Source organism: Occultella gossypii (genome assembly GCF_019947135.1).
Classification (GTDB): domain Bacteria; phylum Actinomycetota; class Actinomycetes; order Actinomycetales; family Beutenbergiaceae; genus Occultella; species Occultella gossypii.
The window spans coordinates 39193-53344 of the sequence record NZ_JAGSHT010000006.1 but is presented as its reverse complement, the minus strand read 5'-3'; the positions used below and the strand labels follow the sequence as shown (position 1 = coordinate 53344).

15 protein-coding genes are annotated in these 14152 nt (G+C 69.7%); 12 read left to right on the top strand and 3 right to left on the bottom strand.

What is annotated here, in order from left to right; translation table 11 throughout:
* Nucleotides 1–11: 11 nt before the first annotated feature.
* The 5 genes from KCQ71_RS06555 to KCQ71_RS06535 all read left to right on the top strand — a co-directional run bounded on the left by KCQ71_RS06555 (nucleotide 12) and on the right by KCQ71_RS06535 (nucleotide 5157).
* Nucleotides 12–686 (top strand): 4a-hydroxytetrahydrobiopterin dehydratase, encoded by a 675-nt coding sequence (locus tag KCQ71_RS06555; RefSeq protein WP_223404082.1) that lies wholly within the window; start codon nucleotides 12–14, stop codon nucleotides 684–686.
* Nucleotides 687–963: 277 nt separating this feature from the next.
* The gene (locus tag KCQ71_RS06550; protein ID WP_223404080.1) at nucleotides 964–2808 is read left to right on the top strand and encodes an acetolactate synthase large subunit; all 1845 of its coding nucleotides are present in this window, start codon (nucleotides 964–966) and stop codon (nucleotides 2806–2808) included.
* Between the two features lie 11 nt (nucleotides 2809–2819).
* Nucleotides 2820–3344 carry an acetolactate synthase small subunit gene (ilvN, locus tag KCQ71_RS06545; RefSeq protein ID WP_223404078.1) on the top strand — a complete coding sequence of 175 codons (525 nt, stop codon included), beginning with the start codon at nucleotides 2820–2822 and terminating at the stop codon, nucleotides 3342–3344.
* Nucleotides 3345–3409: 65 nt separating this feature from the next.
* Nucleotides 3410–4438, top strand: a complete 1029-nt coding sequence (gene ilvC / locus KCQ71_RS06540; RefSeq protein WP_154794957.1) for a ketol-acid reductoisomerase — start codon at nucleotides 3410–3412, stop codon at nucleotides 4436–4438.
* Nucleotides 4439–4563: 125 nt separating this feature from the next.
* On the top strand, nucleotides 4564–5157 hold the full coding sequence (locus KCQ71_RS06535; protein WP_223404071.1) for a hypothetical protein: 594 nt from the start codon (nucleotides 4564–4566) through the stop codon (nucleotides 5155–5157).
* Nucleotides 5158–5173: 16 nt separating this feature from the next.
* Here KCQ71_RS06535 and KCQ71_RS06530 read toward each other — a convergent pair whose 3' ends face one another.
* On the bottom strand, nucleotides 5174–5602 hold the full coding sequence (locus KCQ71_RS06530; RefSeq protein WP_223404069.1) for a DUF4870 domain-containing protein: 429 nt from the start codon (nucleotides 5600–5602) through the stop codon (nucleotides 5174–5176).
* Nucleotides 5603–5731: 129 nt separating this feature from the next.
* Here KCQ71_RS06530 and KCQ71_RS06525 point away from each other — a divergent pair, with 129 nt between their 5' ends.
* The 3 genes from KCQ71_RS06525 to KCQ71_RS06515 all read left to right on the top strand — a co-directional run bounded on the left by KCQ71_RS06525 (nucleotide 5732) and on the right by KCQ71_RS06515 (nucleotide 8581).
* Nucleotides 5732–6187, top strand: a complete 456-nt coding sequence (locus KCQ71_RS06525) for an ASCH domain-containing protein (RefSeq protein WP_223404067.1) — start codon at nucleotides 5732–5734, stop codon at nucleotides 6185–6187.
* 139 nt (nucleotides 6188–6326) lie between these two features.
* The gene (locus KCQ71_RS06520; RefSeq protein WP_223404065.1) at nucleotides 6327–7370 is read left to right on the top strand and encodes a 3-isopropylmalate dehydrogenase; all 1044 of its coding nucleotides are present in this window, start codon (nucleotides 6327–6329) and stop codon (nucleotides 7368–7370) included.
* Between the two features lie 107 nt (nucleotides 7371–7477).
* Nucleotides 7478–8581 (top strand): branched-chain amino acid aminotransferase, encoded by a 1104-nt coding sequence (locus tag KCQ71_RS06515; RefSeq protein ID WP_223404062.1) that lies wholly within the window; start codon nucleotides 7478–7480, stop codon nucleotides 8579–8581.
* Nucleotides 8582–8596: 15 nt separating this feature from the next.
* On the opposite strand, the gene KCQ71_RS06510 is transcribed toward KCQ71_RS06515, so the two are convergent.
* Nucleotides 8597–8950: a VOC family protein gene (locus tag KCQ71_RS06510; protein WP_223404060.1), complete on the bottom strand. Its 354-nt coding sequence runs from the start codon at nucleotides 8948–8950 to the stop codon at nucleotides 8597–8599.
* A gap of 132 nt (nucleotides 8951–9082) precedes the next feature.
* Here KCQ71_RS06510 and KCQ71_RS06505 point away from each other — a divergent pair, with 132 nt between their 5' ends.
* The 4 genes from KCQ71_RS06505 to KCQ71_RS06490 all read left to right on the top strand — a co-directional run bounded on the left by KCQ71_RS06505 (nucleotide 9083) and on the right by KCQ71_RS06490 (nucleotide 12288).
* Nucleotides 9083–9694 carry a DUF6318 family protein gene (locus KCQ71_RS06505; RefSeq protein WP_223404058.1) on the top strand — a complete coding sequence of 204 codons (612 nt, stop codon included), beginning with the start codon at nucleotides 9083–9085 and terminating at the stop codon, nucleotides 9692–9694.
* 320 nt (nucleotides 9695–10014) lie between these two features.
* Complete coding sequence (locus tag KCQ71_RS06500; protein ID WP_223404056.1) at nucleotides 10015–10503, top strand: PKD domain-containing protein; 489 nt, start codon at nucleotides 10015–10017, stop codon at nucleotides 10501–10503.
* A 62-nt stretch (nucleotides 10504–10565) separates the two neighbouring features.
* Entirely contained in the window at nucleotides 10566–11069 is a 504-nt protein-coding gene (locus KCQ71_RS06495; RefSeq protein ID WP_223404054.1) for an OsmC family protein, read from the top strand.
* A gap of 172 nt (nucleotides 11070–11241) precedes the next feature.
* On the top strand, nucleotides 11242–12288 hold the full coding sequence (locus KCQ71_RS06490) for a DUF6318 family protein (protein WP_223404052.1): 1047 nt from the start codon (nucleotides 11242–11244) through the stop codon (nucleotides 12286–12288).
* A 7-nt stretch (nucleotides 12289–12295) separates the two neighbouring features.
* On the opposite strand, the gene KCQ71_RS06485 is transcribed toward KCQ71_RS06490, so the two are convergent.
* Entirely contained in the window at nucleotides 12296–13966 is a 1671-nt protein-coding gene (locus tag KCQ71_RS06485; RefSeq protein ID WP_372453942.1) for a bifunctional 3'-5' exonuclease/DNA polymerase, read from the bottom strand.
* Between the last annotated feature and the right edge of the window lie 186 nt (nucleotides 13967–14152).

Below are 14152 nucleotides of genomic sequence, written 5' to 3'. Positions count from 1 at the left end.
AGCCTAGAGGCATGGACACCCTGACGGCTGAGGACGTTTCCGAACTCGACGGGCTCGAGGACTGGCGGGTGCTGATCCGCTCGTTGCACGCGACCTTCCGGACCGGGTCGCTGGCCGAGGGCATCGCGTTCGCGACCCGGGTGGGTGCAGCCGCTGACGCGGCCGACCACCATCCGGACCTGGACCTGCGGTACTTCCGGACCTCTGTCGTGCTCACCACGCACTCGGCGGACGGGCTCACCGAGCTGGACGTGGACCTCGCCCGCACGATCAGCGCGATCGCGGCCGAGCTCGGCCTGACCCCGGAGCCGGCGCTGGTCTCGGTGCAGGAGATCGCGATCGATGCGCTCGACATCCCCGCCGTGCTGCCGTTCTGGCGGGCCGTCCTCGGCTACGAGGAGGACATGCCCCCCGAGTTCGAGGGCGACGCGGATGCGCTGGGGGACCCGGTGAACGGCAATCCGGCCGTCTGGTTCCAGCAGATGGATGCCCCGCGCGGACAGCGAAACCGGATCCACATCGACGTGTGGGTGCCACTCGACGCCGCCGAGGCCCGGGTGCAGGCCGCCCTGGATGCGGGCGGACAGCTGGTCAGTGCGCACTCGGCGCCGTCGTTCTGGGTGCTCGCCGACCCCGAGGGCAACGAGGCCTGCGTGTGCACCGCGTTCGGGCGGCCGCGGGACTGAACGGACCGGCCGGGCTGCCGACCCTGACCTGCCGTCCAAGATGTGGCCTCGTGGCCCAACATGTGAGACACGACCGGGATGGATGTGACGGATCGCTCACGCCGGGGCTACTATCTGGAACATGTTCAGTTCGGCGATCGTCGTAGTACTTACCGGGCGCGCTCACGCGACCGTCTGATCGACGATCCTGCACTGAGCGCGCACCCCTCGACCGCCCCCTGGGCACGAGGGGTTTTTGTTTGCCCACACCCATGCAAGAGAGAGCACAGGAGGAGCGATGGCACACGTGCCGCATCCCACGCCGCCTCGTTCGCAGCCGGCCAAGCCGGCGCTGGCCGCAGCCACACCGAGTGCCGCGCCCGCGGTCGTCGGTGAGGTGATGACCGGGGCTGCCTCGGTGGTCCGATCCCTGGAGTCCGTCGGTGCCGACGTCATCTTCGGGATCCCGGGCGGCGCCATCCTCCCGGTCTACGACCCGCTCTTCGACTCCTCGATCCGCCACGTCCTGGTTCGCCACGAACAGGGCGCCGGCCACGCCGCGGCGGGCTACGCGGCCGCCACCGGAAGGGTCGGGGTCTGCATGGCGACCTCCGGTCCCGGCGCTACCAACCTCGTCACACCGATTGCCGACGCGCACATGGACTCGGTGCCGATGGTGGCGATCACCGGCCAGGTGGGTGCCTCCATGATCGGAACGGACGCCTTCCAGGAGGCGGACATCGTCGGCATCACCATGCCGATCACGAAGCACTCCTTCCTGGTCACGGACCCGAGCGAGATCCCGGCCCGGATCGCCGAGGCGTTCCACATCGCCTCCACCGGCCGCCCCGGCCCGGTGCTGGTGGACATCGCCAAGAGCGCCATGCAGGCCGAGACGTCCTTCTCCTGGCCGCCCGCCGAGCTGGACATCCCCGGCTACCACCCGATCACCAAGCCGCACATCAAGCAGATCAAGGAGGCCGCCCGGCTGCTCGCGACCGCCCGCCGTCCGGTGCTGTACGTCGGCGGCGGTGTGATCCGCGCGAACGCGTCGGCCGAGCTGATCGAGCTGACCAACCTCTCCGGCGCCGCCGTGGTCACCACCCTGATGGCCCGGGGGGCGCTACCCGACTCGCACCCGCAGAACGTCGGGATGCCCGGGATGCACGGCACCGTCCCCGCGGTGGCCGCGCTCCAGAAGGCGGACCTCGTGGTCGCCCTCGGGGCCCGGTTCGACGACCGCGTCACCGGCCGGCTGGACAGCTTCGCCCCGGGTGCCACGATCGTGCACGCGGACATCGACCCCGCCGAGATCTCCAAGAACCGGTTCGCGGACGTGCCGATCGTCGGGGACCTCAAGGACGTGCTCGCGGACCTGACCGTCGAGCTCGCCCAGGAGCAGACCCAGCACGGGAAGCCGGACCTGGAGGGGTGGTGGCACACGATCGACGAGCTGCGCACCACGTACCCGCTCGGCTGGTCGCCCACCGAGGATGGCCTGCTCGCCCCGCAGTACGTGATCTCCCGGCTCGGCGAGATCTCCGGCCCGGAGACCATCTTCGCGGCCGGTGTCGGCCAGCACCAGATGTGGGCCGCCCAGTTCATCCGCTACGAGCACCCGCGCACGTGGCTGAACTCCGGCGGCCTGGGCACCATGGGTTACGCGGTGCCGGCGGCGATGGGCGCGAAGGTCGGCGCCCCGGACAAGACCGTGTGGGCGGTCGACGGCGACGGCTGCTTCCAGATGACCAATCAGGAACTGGCCACCTGCGCCCTCGACGACATCCCGATCAAGGTCGCGATCATCAACAACTCCTCGCTCGGCATGGTGCGCCAGTGGCAGACGCTGTTCTACGACCAGCGCTACTCCAACACGGACCTGAACACCGGGCACGAGACGGCGCGGATCCCGGACTTCGTCAAGCTCGCCGAGGCGTACGGGTGCGTGGGTCTGCGGTGCGACAACGCGAAGGATGTCGACGCGACGATCCGCAAGGCGCAGGAGATCGACGACCGGCCCGTGGTCGTGGACTTCGTGGTCAGCCGCGACGCCATGGTGTGGCCGATGGTGCCCTCCGGCGTGAGCAACGACGACATCCAGTACGCGCAGGGCATCGGCCCGGCGTTCGATCGTGACGAGTGAGGCAGAAGACGATGTCCCGACACACGCTCTCCGTCCTGGTCGAGAACAAGCCCGGCGTGCTCACCCGCGTCTCGGCCCTGTTCGCCAGGCGAGCCTTCAACATCCACTCCCTCGCCGTCGGTCCCACCGAGCACCCGGACATCTCCCGGATCACGGTGGTGGTCGACGTCGAGTCCAACCCGCTCGAGCAGGTCACCAAGCAGCTCAACAAGCTGGTGAACGTCCTCAAGATCGTGGAACTCGCCCCGAACACCTCCGTCCAGCGTGAACTGCTGCTGGTCAAGGTCAAGGCCGACGACGCCTCCCGCACCGCGGTGCTGCAGGTCGTCGAGCTGTTCCGCGCCCACGTGGTCGACGTCAGCCCGGAGGCCGTCACCATCGAGGCCACCGGTGGCGAGGACAAGCTCAAGGCGCTGCTCGCCGCGCTCGAACCGCACGGCATCCGTGAGATCGTCCAGTCGGGCGCGGTGGCCATCGGCCGCGGCGGCCGCTCGATGACGGACCGTGCCCTGGAGCGGATCGCCCGCTCCGCCTGAGCGCTTCCGCTCCACCCCAGATCACCCGAACCGAACAATCAGCAATTCAACGAAGGAGACCCACTGTGGCCGAGCTGTTCTACGACGACGACGCCGACCTGTCCCTGATCGCTGCGAAGAAGGTCGCCGTCATCGGCTACGGCAGCCAGGGTCACGCCCACGCGCTGAACCTGCGCGACTCCGGCGTGGACGTGCGCGTCGGTCTGCGCGAGGGCTCGCCCTCGCGCGAGAAGGCAGAGAACGAGGGCCTGAAGGTCCGGGGCGTCGCCGACGCCGTCAAGGAGGCGGACGTCGTCGTCGTGCTCGCACCGGACCAGGTCCAGCGACACGTGTACGCGGACGAGATCGCCCCGAACCTGGCCGACGGCGCCACGCTCGTCTTCGGGCACGGCTTCAACATCCGCTACGGCTACATCAAGCCGAAGGACACCGTCGACGTCATCATGGTCGCCCCCAAGGGCCCGGGTCACCTGGTCCGCCGCGAGTACGCGGACGGTCGCGGGGTGCCGGTGATCGTCGCCGTCGAGCAGGACGTGACCGGCAACGCATGGCCGCTCGCCCTGTCCTACGCCAAGGCCATCGGTGGCCTGCGCGCCGCCGGCATCAAGACCACCTTCACCGAGGAGACCGAGACCGACCTGTTCGGTGAGCAGGCCGTCCTCTGCGGTGGTGCGTCCCAGCTGGTGCAGTATGGCTTCGAGACCCTGACCGAGGCCGGCTACCAGCCCGAGGTCGCCTACTTCGAGGTGCTCCACGAGCTGAAGCTGATCGTCGACCTCATGTACGAGGGTGGCATCGCCAAGCAGCGCTGGAGCGTCTCCGACACCGCCGAGTACGGGGACTACGTCTCCGGCCCGCGCGTGATCGACCCGCACGTGAAGGAGAACATGAAGGCCGTCCTCGGGGACATCCAGAACGGCGCCTTCGCGGAGCGGTTCATCAACGACCAGGACGCCGGCGCCCCGGAGTTCAAGGCCGCCCGCGCCAAGGGCGAGGCGCACCCGATCGAGGCCACCGGCCGCGAGCTGCGCAAGCTGTTCGCATGGGTGAAGCCCTCCGACGCGGACTACACCGAGGGCAGCGCCGGCCGCTGACGGAGCTGACGCTCCCTCCTCGCCACCGAGACCGGACACACGCCCCGAGACCGCCCTACGGATGGGCGGTCTCGGGGCAGGTGTCCGGTCTCACGCGTTTCGGGGGGCTGGCTAGGATTCGGCCCATGACTGAATCGGTGTCGGAGCGCGATTCCGAGCGGACGGCCGCCTACGAGGCGGCCGCGCAGGTGTCCGGGCCGCTGACCGTGGCGCTCCGGATCCTGCGGATCCCGGCGGTGCTCTACGGACTGGTGCCGGTCGTGCCGCTGATCGGGATCGGCTGGATCGCCGTCGGCGCCGAAGGGTGGACCCGACTGATCCTGCTCGCGCTGGCGATCGCGGGTGCCGTGTTCTCGGCCCGGTTCCTGCACCGGGTCCGGCAGTACTGGCGCGCCGCCGACGACAGGGCCGAACTGGCGACGCAGTTCACCGGGCTCTTCGACCTCATGGACGTCTCGCTCGAGATCCTGGCGCGGATCGCCGACCTCGCCGAGCGCGGGGGCCTGCGCCTGATGCGCCGGCTGCGGGCGCTGTGGAAGGTGATCACGATCCCGGACCACGTGAACACCCACATCGAGTCCTTCGACCGGGCGCGGTGGTTCGTGCCACCCGCGATCGGCGAGACCGTGGGCCTGCTGACCGTGAACCTTTGGCTCAGCATCGTGAGCTGGGCCGCCTTCCTGATCCTGCTCCCGCTGCGGGCGACCGGCACCCTCTGAGCCGGCCGTCCCGCGTTCACTTCAGGATCGGCACCTGGAACGGGTAGCGATACACCTCGCCGTTGCTGGCGCGCATCGCGCCGATGATCGAGAGCACGATCTGGGCGATCCAGACGACGGCCCAGAGCACGATCGCGAGGGGGATCAGGACGATCGTGAAGAGGCAGATCCACCCGATGATGGTCACCACCCACACCGTGATGTTGAAGTTGAACGCGCTCGCGGCGGCATTGCGGACCAGCGGGCCGCGGTCCTTCCAGATCAGCCACACCAGGAGCGGGCCCAGAAAGCTGAGCCAGCCCGCGGACAGGACCATGGCGATGATCGGGGACAGGTGCGCCAGGATGGCGATCGTCTTGTTGCTGCCGTCGTTGTTGGTGGCCTGGACGTAGCCGGCGCCGGCCGGAGGGTTGTGCGGCCCATCGGGCGGTGGGTACTGGCTCACGGTGCACTCCTTCTTCGATGGTGTGCCCAGCGTTCCGCATCTGTCCAGCGCTGTCGATACGCCGCAGGTCGGAGCCCTTCTCGTCCGCGGGTGTGATCAGGGCGCCGACGCGTACGGCAGACTGGCCGGATGGACACCGAGCAGGACGACGCGATCGACCGGTTCTGGCGCGTGGCCCGGCTCAAGGGCAAGGTCACCCGGCTCGAGCTGTTCGTCGGGCAGGCGCCGCGGGACACGATCCCGCCGCCGGCGTGGTCCTTCTCCGACGACCGCGCCACCGCGGACGAGTTCGTGGCCGAGGTGCTCGCGGGCACGCGCACGTCGATCGTCGTGACCGTGGCCGACCTGGGTGACGAGCCGGCCCCGGACATCGGGGACCTCTCCATCCTGCTCGACGGCGGGGCCGAACCCCGCGTCCTCATCCGCACCACCGCGGTGGCTCGGCAGGCAGTCGGCGGCAGTGTCGGCGAGGAGGCCGGGCTGACGCCCGGCGGCGACCCGCTGCCGAACGGGACCGAGGTCCTCGTCGAGCACTTCGAGGCCGTCTACCCCAGGCCGCCGAAGCGGCGCACGCCGCCCGCCTGACCCAGCCCACGCCGTCGGGCGTTGACGACGGGACGCGACCCCCGCCGTCGGGCCTTGACCACGCGACGCAGCACTCGCAGCCGCGCCAACATGCGAGACGGTATGTCCATACCGTGGGACCGTAGGTAGGCTACGAACCATGGCACGAACCATCAAGCTCGCAGTCGTTGCAGGTGACGGAATCGGACCCGAGGTGGTCGCCGAGGGTCTGAAGGTCCTCGACGTCGTCCTGGCCGGTAGTGAGGTCACCGTGGAGCGCACGGCGTTCGAGTTGGGCGCGAAGCGCTGGCACGAGACCGGCGAGACGCTCACGGATGACGACCTGGCCGCGATCAGCACCCACGACGCGATCCTGCTCGGCGCCGTCGGGGACCCGACCGTGCCCAGCGGGGTGCTCGAGCGCGGGCTGCTGCTGAAGCTCCGGTTCGCGTTGGACCACTACGTGAACCTGCGCCCCTCGCGCCTGTACCCGGGCGTGCCGACGCCGCTCGCGAACCCAGGCGATGTGGACTTCGTGGTGGTGCGGGAAGGCACCGAGGGCCCCTACACGGGCAATGGCGGGGCGCTGCGGGTGGGTACGCCGCACGAGATCGCGACCGAGGTCAGCGTGAACACCGCGTTCGGCGTCGAGCGGGTGGTGCGGGACGCGTTCGCGCGCGCTCAGGCCCGGCCCCGCAAGAAGCTCACCCTCGTGCACAAGCACAACGTGCTCGTCAACGCCGGTCACCTGTGGCGACGCACCGTCGAGGCCGTCGCCGCGGAGTTCCCGGAGATCACCGTCGACTACGCGCACGTGGACGCCGTGACCATCTACATGGTCACCGACCCGGCCCGGTTCGACGTGATCGTGACCGACAACCTGTTCGGCGACATCATCACCGACCTCGCCGCGGCGATCACCGGTGGCATCGGCCTCGCGGCCTCCGGCAACGTCAACCCCAGTGGCGCGTTCCCGTCCATGTTCGAGCCCGTGCACGGCTCCGCGCCGGACATCGCCGGCCAGTCCAAGGCGGACCCGACGGCGGCCGTGCTGTCCGTCGCGCTGATGCTGGAGCACCTCGGTCTGCCCGAGCAGGCCACCCGCATCTCCGACGCGGTCACCGCCGACATCGCCGCGCGCGACGGTTCGCCGCGCACCACCGTTGAGATCGGCGACGCCCTCGCCGCTCGAGTAGCTGGCTGAGCGAGGCGGACACGCCCCTGCCGGGGCGCGCCTCGCTCACCCTACTGACGCCGGAAACGGCTCAGTAGGGCTACCGTCATACTCGCAACCCACGGTGGAGAGGCACGATGAGCAACGACACGCAACAGGAGACGACGTTCGCGGTGCGGCCGACGTCGCACCCCCGGACCCGCGAGCAGCGCGCCGCCGCGCTGACCGAGCTGGGGTTCGGAACGGTCTTTTCCGATCACATGGCCCACGCGACGTGGACCCCCGATCAGGGCTGGCACGACCGACGCATCGAGGCGTACGGCCCGCTCAGCCTGGACCCGGCGGCCGCGGTGCTGCACTACGCGCAGGAGATCTTCGAAGGGCTGAAGGCCTACCGGCACGAGGACGGCACCGTCTGGGCGTTCCGGCCCGAGGCGAACGCGGCCCGGTTCGCGCAGAGCGCGCGACGGCTGGCGCTGCCCGAACTGAGCGAGGCGGACTTCCTCGACTCGATCAGGCAGCTCGTCCGCACGGACATGGAGTGGGTGCCGAACGCGCCCGGGTCCTCGCTGTACCTGCGGCCGTACATGTTTGCCTCCGAGGCGTTCCTCGGGGTGCGCGCGGCGCGCCGGGTCGAGTACCTGGTGATCGCCTCGCCCTCGGGGCCCTACTTCACGTCCGGCTTCACGCCGGTCTCGATCTGGGTCGCCGAGGAGTACCACCGCGCCGGCCCGGGCGGCACCGGCGCGGCCAAGTGCGGTGGGAACTACGCAGCCAGCCTGCTGCCGCAGCAACAGGCGCACGAGCACGGCTGCCAGCAGGTCTGCTTCCTCGACGCGGCCACGAACACCTACCTCGAGGAACTCGGCGGGATGAACATGTTCATCGTCACCGCCGACGGCTCCGTGCACACGCCGGCGCTGACCGGGACGATCCTCGAGGGCGTCACCCGGCAGTCCATCCTGCAGCTGGTCACCGACGCCGGGCACGAGGTGCACGAGCGCGCGATCACGCTGGAGGAGGTCAAGGCCGGGGTGGCGTCGGGCGAGATCGCCGAGGTGTTCGCGTGCGGGACCGCAGCCGTGATCACGCCCATCGGTGTGCTCAAGGGCACCGGGTTCGACCTCACCGTCGGTGACGGGACGGCCGGGAAGGTCACGAACGAGCTGTACGGGCTGCTCACCGACCTGCAGTACGGGCGGCACGAGGACACCTACGGCTGGATGACCCGGCTCGTCTGAGTCCTCGTCCGGCGGTCAGGTGTGGTGCTGGACGATGTTGAGGACCGTACCGTCGGGCGTCCGGACGAAGAACCGGACGACGCCCCACGGCTCCGTCGTGAGCGGGTGGACGATCTCGTAGCCGGCGTCGCGTAGCGACGCGTAGGTGGCGTGCACGTCGTCCACCTTCACCGACGCCGCGGGGGCCTCGGGCGCGGTCGCGTCCCGGGTCAGCACCTGGACGGCGGCCCCGGTGCCGGGGTCGACGAAGCGGGTGACCCAGTCGAGGCCGAGGGGCTGTTCGGTCAGGCCGAGCCCGTCGACGTAGAAGCGCCGGGCCTCGTCGAGATCGTCGACCCTGAGGTCGGCGATGATCTGCGTGACGGTCATGGGGTACTCCGTTCGGCTCGGGTCTTTCGACGATACGCGCGCGGGCCGGGCTGACGCGGGGCGTCGCGGAAGAGTCGTTGAGGTTATCCACAGGGTCTTCCGAATCCGGGGTCCATTCACTACGGTCGGTCCATGACGCGGGGGTCGTGGCGGGGGAGAAGGCGTCCTTGGTACGTCCCGACGGCGGTGCTCGCTCTGGTCGTGCTGGTCGCCGCGTGTGACGGTGCGGAGCCCGTCGAGCCGACGACGTCGACGACCGAGACGAGCGACGAGCCGACTACTGAAGAGCCGACGACCGAGGAGCCGACGGAGGTTCCGTCACCGGACCGGCCGGCAGGGTTGACCGAAGACAGCCCCGACGCCGCCTTGGCGGCAGTCGCGTACTTCCTGGACCACTATGCCTATGTCTATGCGACCGCAGATCTCGCGACTTGGACGGCGATGAGTGGGCCGGAGTGTGCGTTCTGCCAGAGTGTCGTCGAGGGTGTACAGGAGATGGCGGATGCTGGCGGCGTTCTTCGAGGTGGAGAGATAGTCCCAACCGAAATGACCGTCGAGTATGTGCCCGAAGGAGGGTTCTACCGCGTTTCATTCAGTGCGGTTCAGGGCGAGGCGACGGTTGTCAACGCCGACGGAACGATAGAAGTCGTCGACCCAGTTTCCTTTGAGGGCGCAGTCGTGAACGTGATCTTCGACGTTGACGCATGGACGGTCTTGGCCGTGCACACAGGGGAGGTCGGATGATTGGCCACCCTGTATACGCGTTTGTGCTGCTGCTCCTCGCAGTAGCTCCCATGGACCCCTCCGAAGAACCGACGTCGGCACCAGGGCAATGGAGCGGGTTTGTCGATGAAGACGACGCCGGTAGTTTCGTGGTCGGAGGTCAAGAGTGGGACGAGATGGGCAATCGAGTCTCACCTACGGTGACACAAGCTTCAGGTTCTAGAGACTCATTGACAGTCGAGGAGATCTTCGCGCTCTATCCGGACTGTCCGGTGGCTGGTAGTGAATTCAGTGCGATACCCATTGGCTGCCCATTGTTGACGGATGCCGGCACGGTGGCAATGAAATTCAAGGCCGGTAACGGCGAGGATGAACTCGTGCCGGCGACCGAGGCACTCACGCTCACCGTCACCGACTTCCAGCGCCTGCTGCTGCTCGGCTCGGAGATCAATCTCCAGCCCCAGGGCGAGTGGACGCTCGTGAACATGGACACGATCGTCTTCACGGACGGGGCCACCCAGGAGTTCTCGACCACGGTCCTGGGCCTACCGGTCGAGGTGCGCGCGACGCCCGTCGAGTTCACCTGGGACTTCGGCGACGGCTCCGCTCCTCTGGTTACCACCGACGCGGGCGCCGGCTACCCGGACCACACCCTCACCCACGTCTACACGACCGCCGAGACGGTCGAGATCACCCTCACCACGAGCTGGTCGGGCGAGTTCCAGATCAACGGCACCGGCCCGTGGCTCCCGGTGAACGGTACGGCCACGACCGTCACGGCCTCGGACCCGCTCCGCGTGGAGACGGCCGAGACGAACCTCGTGCCCTGACCGCGCTGCCTCGGGTCGAGTACGGCCACTCTGCCGAACCGCGGGCGGCGGTACCGTGGGCCATGGACGCCACCAGTTTGAGGGCTGCACAGGCACCGCTCAAGGAGCAGTACCGGTCCGCACCGGAGACCGCGCGGGTTCCGACTTCGGCGGGTGGCGACTACCGCGACCAGGCCGTCACCGCGACGATCGACGGGTACGCCGGTCCGATCCGCGCCGGCCTGCATCGAGCCGCTGGTGGTACCGGTGCGGACGCATGTTCCGCCGACCTGCTCCTGGAGGCTCTGCTCGCCTGCGCAGGCGTCACCCTTCGAGCCGTCGCCACCGCGATGGGCGTCGACGCTTCGTCGGCCCGGTTGGCCGCCGAGGGATGGTGGGATGCCCGCGGAACTCTCGGGATCGACCGGGAGGCACCGGTCGGGGTGCAGGACATCGTCGTGACCATCAGCCTCACCACCGATGCGGACGACACCGCACTGGAGCGGCTGGCCAGGGCGACCGAACGCTATTGCGTGGTCGGCCAGACCCTCGCCACGCCACCCACGATCCGGGTCGTACGGGCCTGAGGCTGAGCCCTGCTCAGGTCAGTGGCGCCTCGACCGCCTCGCGCCCCGGCAGGTCGTCGTGCGTGACCAGGTCGCCGGTGCGGAGGCGGTAGAGCGCCGACGCGCACCTGTGTGAGGGTCAGTTATCCACAGCCTCCGCACGCGTCGGCGACGGCCTCACTACCGTCCGAGCATGCCATCGAACTCGAGTGCTCGGATCCACCGTTCGGTCGCCTCCGTGGTGGCCCTTGCCGCGCTTGTCCTGGTCCCGGGATGCGACGGCTCACCGTCTGGAAGTCAGCGGCCGACCGACTCCGAGAGTGGCGATGCCACCACCGTCGCTCAGGCCGAGGACCGGCAGAAGAACACCCTCGAAGGTGTTGCGCCCCCGGTCCGCCCGGCCGCGATGGACGACCCCGGGCCGGAGGGTGCCGTCGCGGCAGCCTCCTACTTCATCAGCCTCTTCCCGTACCTGTTCACCTCGGGTGACCTGGACGAGTGGGAGGCGCTGGGGACCGAGGACTGTGTCGTCTGCGCGCAGATCGCCGACGGCGCGGCCGCGCTGCACGCCGAGGGTGGCAGGAACTCCGGCGGCGGCTTCGAGGTCCTGCACTCGCTCACCGCCGGCCCGGACGGCGCGGAGGGGCGCTACATCGTGCAGTTGGATGTCATGGAGTCGCCAAGCATCCGGATCGCGGATGACGGGAGTCAGGTCGAGCAAGCGAACGGCCGCTACCCCGAGCTCTGGGTCTCGATCGTGTGGGGTGCCGAAGGGTGGCAGGTCGACGGCGTGAGCTTCGGGTCGGGGCCGTTCGTGGCGCCGATGGCCGAGCCACCGGCGGACCTGAGCGATCCCGGTCGGGCCGGCGCGGTGGCTGCCGCCGCCAACTTCTTCCTGACCTACTCCGACGCACACGCCTCTCGTGACGCGGCCGGGCTCGAGGCGATCAGCGGACCGGACTGTACGTTCTGCACGGGCGCGATCGCGAGCGTGAACGACCTGGTCACGCAGGGATCGACGCTCGCCGGTGGCACCCCCAGCGTCGAGACCGCGGGCGCGGATGTGGAACACGTCGACGACACCTACCGGGTCACCATCGACGTGGTGGAGGGTGGACGGACGATCACCCACGCGGACGGCACTGTCGCGTCGGCGCCGAGTGCGGTCCACATCGGCATCGTCGTGACGACCCAGTTCCTCGACGGGACCTGGGTCATCCTGGAGGTCGAGCTGCCGTGACCGGCCCTCACTCGGCCTCGCCGTAGTGCTCCACGATCGCCACGTCCAACGGGAACTCCACGCCGAACCCCGTGAACAGGAGCCGGCCGGCTTCCGCCGAAGCGTCACGGATCGCCGCTGCGACGTCGTCGGCCAGGTGGGCGGGGGAGTGCACGATCACCTCGTCGTGCAGGAAGTAGACCAGGTGCGGACGATCCGCGCCGTTCGTCATCGCCGTCAGCCGGCGCCGGATCTCCGCCATCCAGACCAGCGCCCACTCGGCCGCCGTGCCCTGCACCACGAAGTTCCGGGTGAACCTGCCCCAGTCGCGAGCCTGCTGGCGGGCGCGCCGCTCGGCGGTCTCCCCGGCGTCCGGCTGGGTCGCCACGCCCTGGACCTCGCGCCACGTCGCCGACGGTGGCGGTGAGGTCCGGCCGAGCCAGGTGCGGACCACCCCGCCGCGCTCGCCGGTTCGGGCCGCGTCCTCGACGAGACCGGTCGCTCGCGGGTAGGCGCGCAGCAGCCGGGGCATGAGGTGCCCGGCCTCACCGGTGGTGGCTCCGTAGAGGGCGCCGAGCATCGCCACCTTCGCGTGGGCGCGGGTGTCCACGATCCCGGCGTCCACGAGGCCCTGATAGAGGTCCGTACCGCGGCTGGCCGCGGCCAGGGCCTCGTCCCGCGACATCGCCGCGAGCACCCGTGGCTCGATCTGGGCGACATCGGCGACCACGAGCTTCCAACCCGGATCGGCGCGGACCGCCGACCGGATCTGCTTCGGAAGTTGCAGGGCACCGCCACCGCTCGTGGCCCAGCGGCCGGTGACCACCCCGCCGGGGACGTAGTCGGGAAAGAACCGGCCGCGCCGATCCTCTGTGCCCGGGCGCACCCAGGAGTCCATCCAGGTCCAGCCGTTCGCGCTCAGGAGACGGGCCAGGCGCTTGTACTCCAGGAGCGGCTCCACCACGGGATGCTCGAGCTCGCGCAGTTCCCATTTGCTGGTGCTCTTCACGTCGAGACCGGCCCGGCGCAGGGTGCGCAGCAGGTCCACCGGCGAGTCCGGGTTCAACCGGGGCGCGGACAGACGCTCCTGGATGATTCCGGCCAGCTCCTCGAGCCGTTTCGGCCGCATCCCGGGCCGGGGCCGCGGCCCGAGCACGTCGGTCAGGATCCGATCGTGGGCCTCCAGATCCCACGGCAGCCCGTCATGCGCGATCTCCGCGGCGATCAGGGCGCCGGCGGACTCGGCAGCCAGCAGGAATCGCACCCGGCCCGGGTCTGCCACGGCCCCGAGTGCGTCCCGCTGTCGGATCCGTTCGGCGAGCAGTTCCTCGGGACCCACGTCGCCGAGCCGGGCCATGTCCTCGAGGTCATCGAGCAGCGACGGCGTCGGGTCGGCCTCGGCCAGTACCGGCGAGTCCCAGAGGTCGTCGCCCTCGAACGAACCCGGTGCCGCATGGCGCAGGATCACGTGGCACAGGCGTAGGTCCAGGCAGCGCTGCACCGGGACGCCGCCGCGGAGAAGCTCGGGATACAGGGCCGCCGTGTCCGCCCAGACCCAGCGGGGCTGCCCGGGCTCGACCGACGCGGCGAAGGCGGCGAACTCCGACCGATCGAGCCGTTGCGTGCGGGTCGGCGCGAGATCGTCGTCCAGGGCGAGCGCGTGCAGCGTCCCCGCCTCGGACGCGACCAGGATCTCCACCCCCTGAGGTTAGGACCTCGGACGGACATCGCCGGCCGCGCGGCGCCAGCGCGGCCCGTGTGCGCTCACGCCGCATGGATGTGACATCATGAGCGAATGATGCCCACCAGCGTCCTGATTATCGATTAGCGCGTTCGCCGCCTCGGCGAACGCGCAGACCTCCCGCACCCCGGGGGGTCTTTTTGT

Coding starts and splice junctions, on each gene's coding strand:
- KCQ71_RS06555 (WP_223404082.1), top strand. CDS start 12: ATGGACACCCTGACGGCTGAGGACGTTTCCGAACTCGACGGGCTCGAG.
- KCQ71_RS06550 (WP_223404080.1), top strand. CDS start 964: ATGGCACACGTGCCGCATCCCACGCCGCCTCGTTCGCAGCCGGCCAAG.
- ilvN (WP_223404078.1), top strand. CDS start 2,820: ATGTCCCGACACACGCTCTCCGTCCTGGTCGAGAACAAGCCCGGCGTG.
- KCQ71_RS06535 (WP_223404071.1), top strand. CDS start 4,564: ATGACTGAATCGGTGTCGGAGCGCGATTCCGAGCGGACGGCCGCCTAC.
- KCQ71_RS06525 (WP_223404067.1), top strand. CDS start 5,732: ATGGACACCGAGCAGGACGACGCGATCGACCGGTTCTGGCGCGTGGCC.
- KCQ71_RS06520 (WP_223404065.1), top strand. CDS start 6,327: ATGGCACGAACCATCAAGCTCGCAGTCGTTGCAGGTGACGGAATCGGA.
- KCQ71_RS06515 (WP_223404062.1), top strand. CDS start 7,478: ATGAGCAACGACACGCAACAGGAGACGACGTTCGCGGTGCGGCCGACG.
- KCQ71_RS06510 (WP_223404060.1), bottom strand. CDS start 8,950: ATGACCGTCACGCAGATCATCGCCGACCTCAGGGTCGACGATCTCGAC.
- KCQ71_RS06505 (WP_223404058.1), top strand. CDS start 9,083: ATGACGCGGGGGTCGTGGCGGGGGAGAAGGCGTCCTTGGTACGTCCCG.
- KCQ71_RS06500 (WP_223404056.1), top strand. CDS start 10,015: ATGAAATTCAAGGCCGGTAACGGCGAGGATGAACTCGTGCCGGCGACC.
- KCQ71_RS06495 (WP_223404054.1), top strand. CDS start 10,566: ATGGACGCCACCAGTTTGAGGGCTGCACAGGCACCGCTCAAGGAGCAG.
- KCQ71_RS06490 (WP_223404052.1), top strand. CDS start 11,242: ATGCCATCGAACTCGAGTGCTCGGATCCACCGTTCGGTCGCCTCCGTG.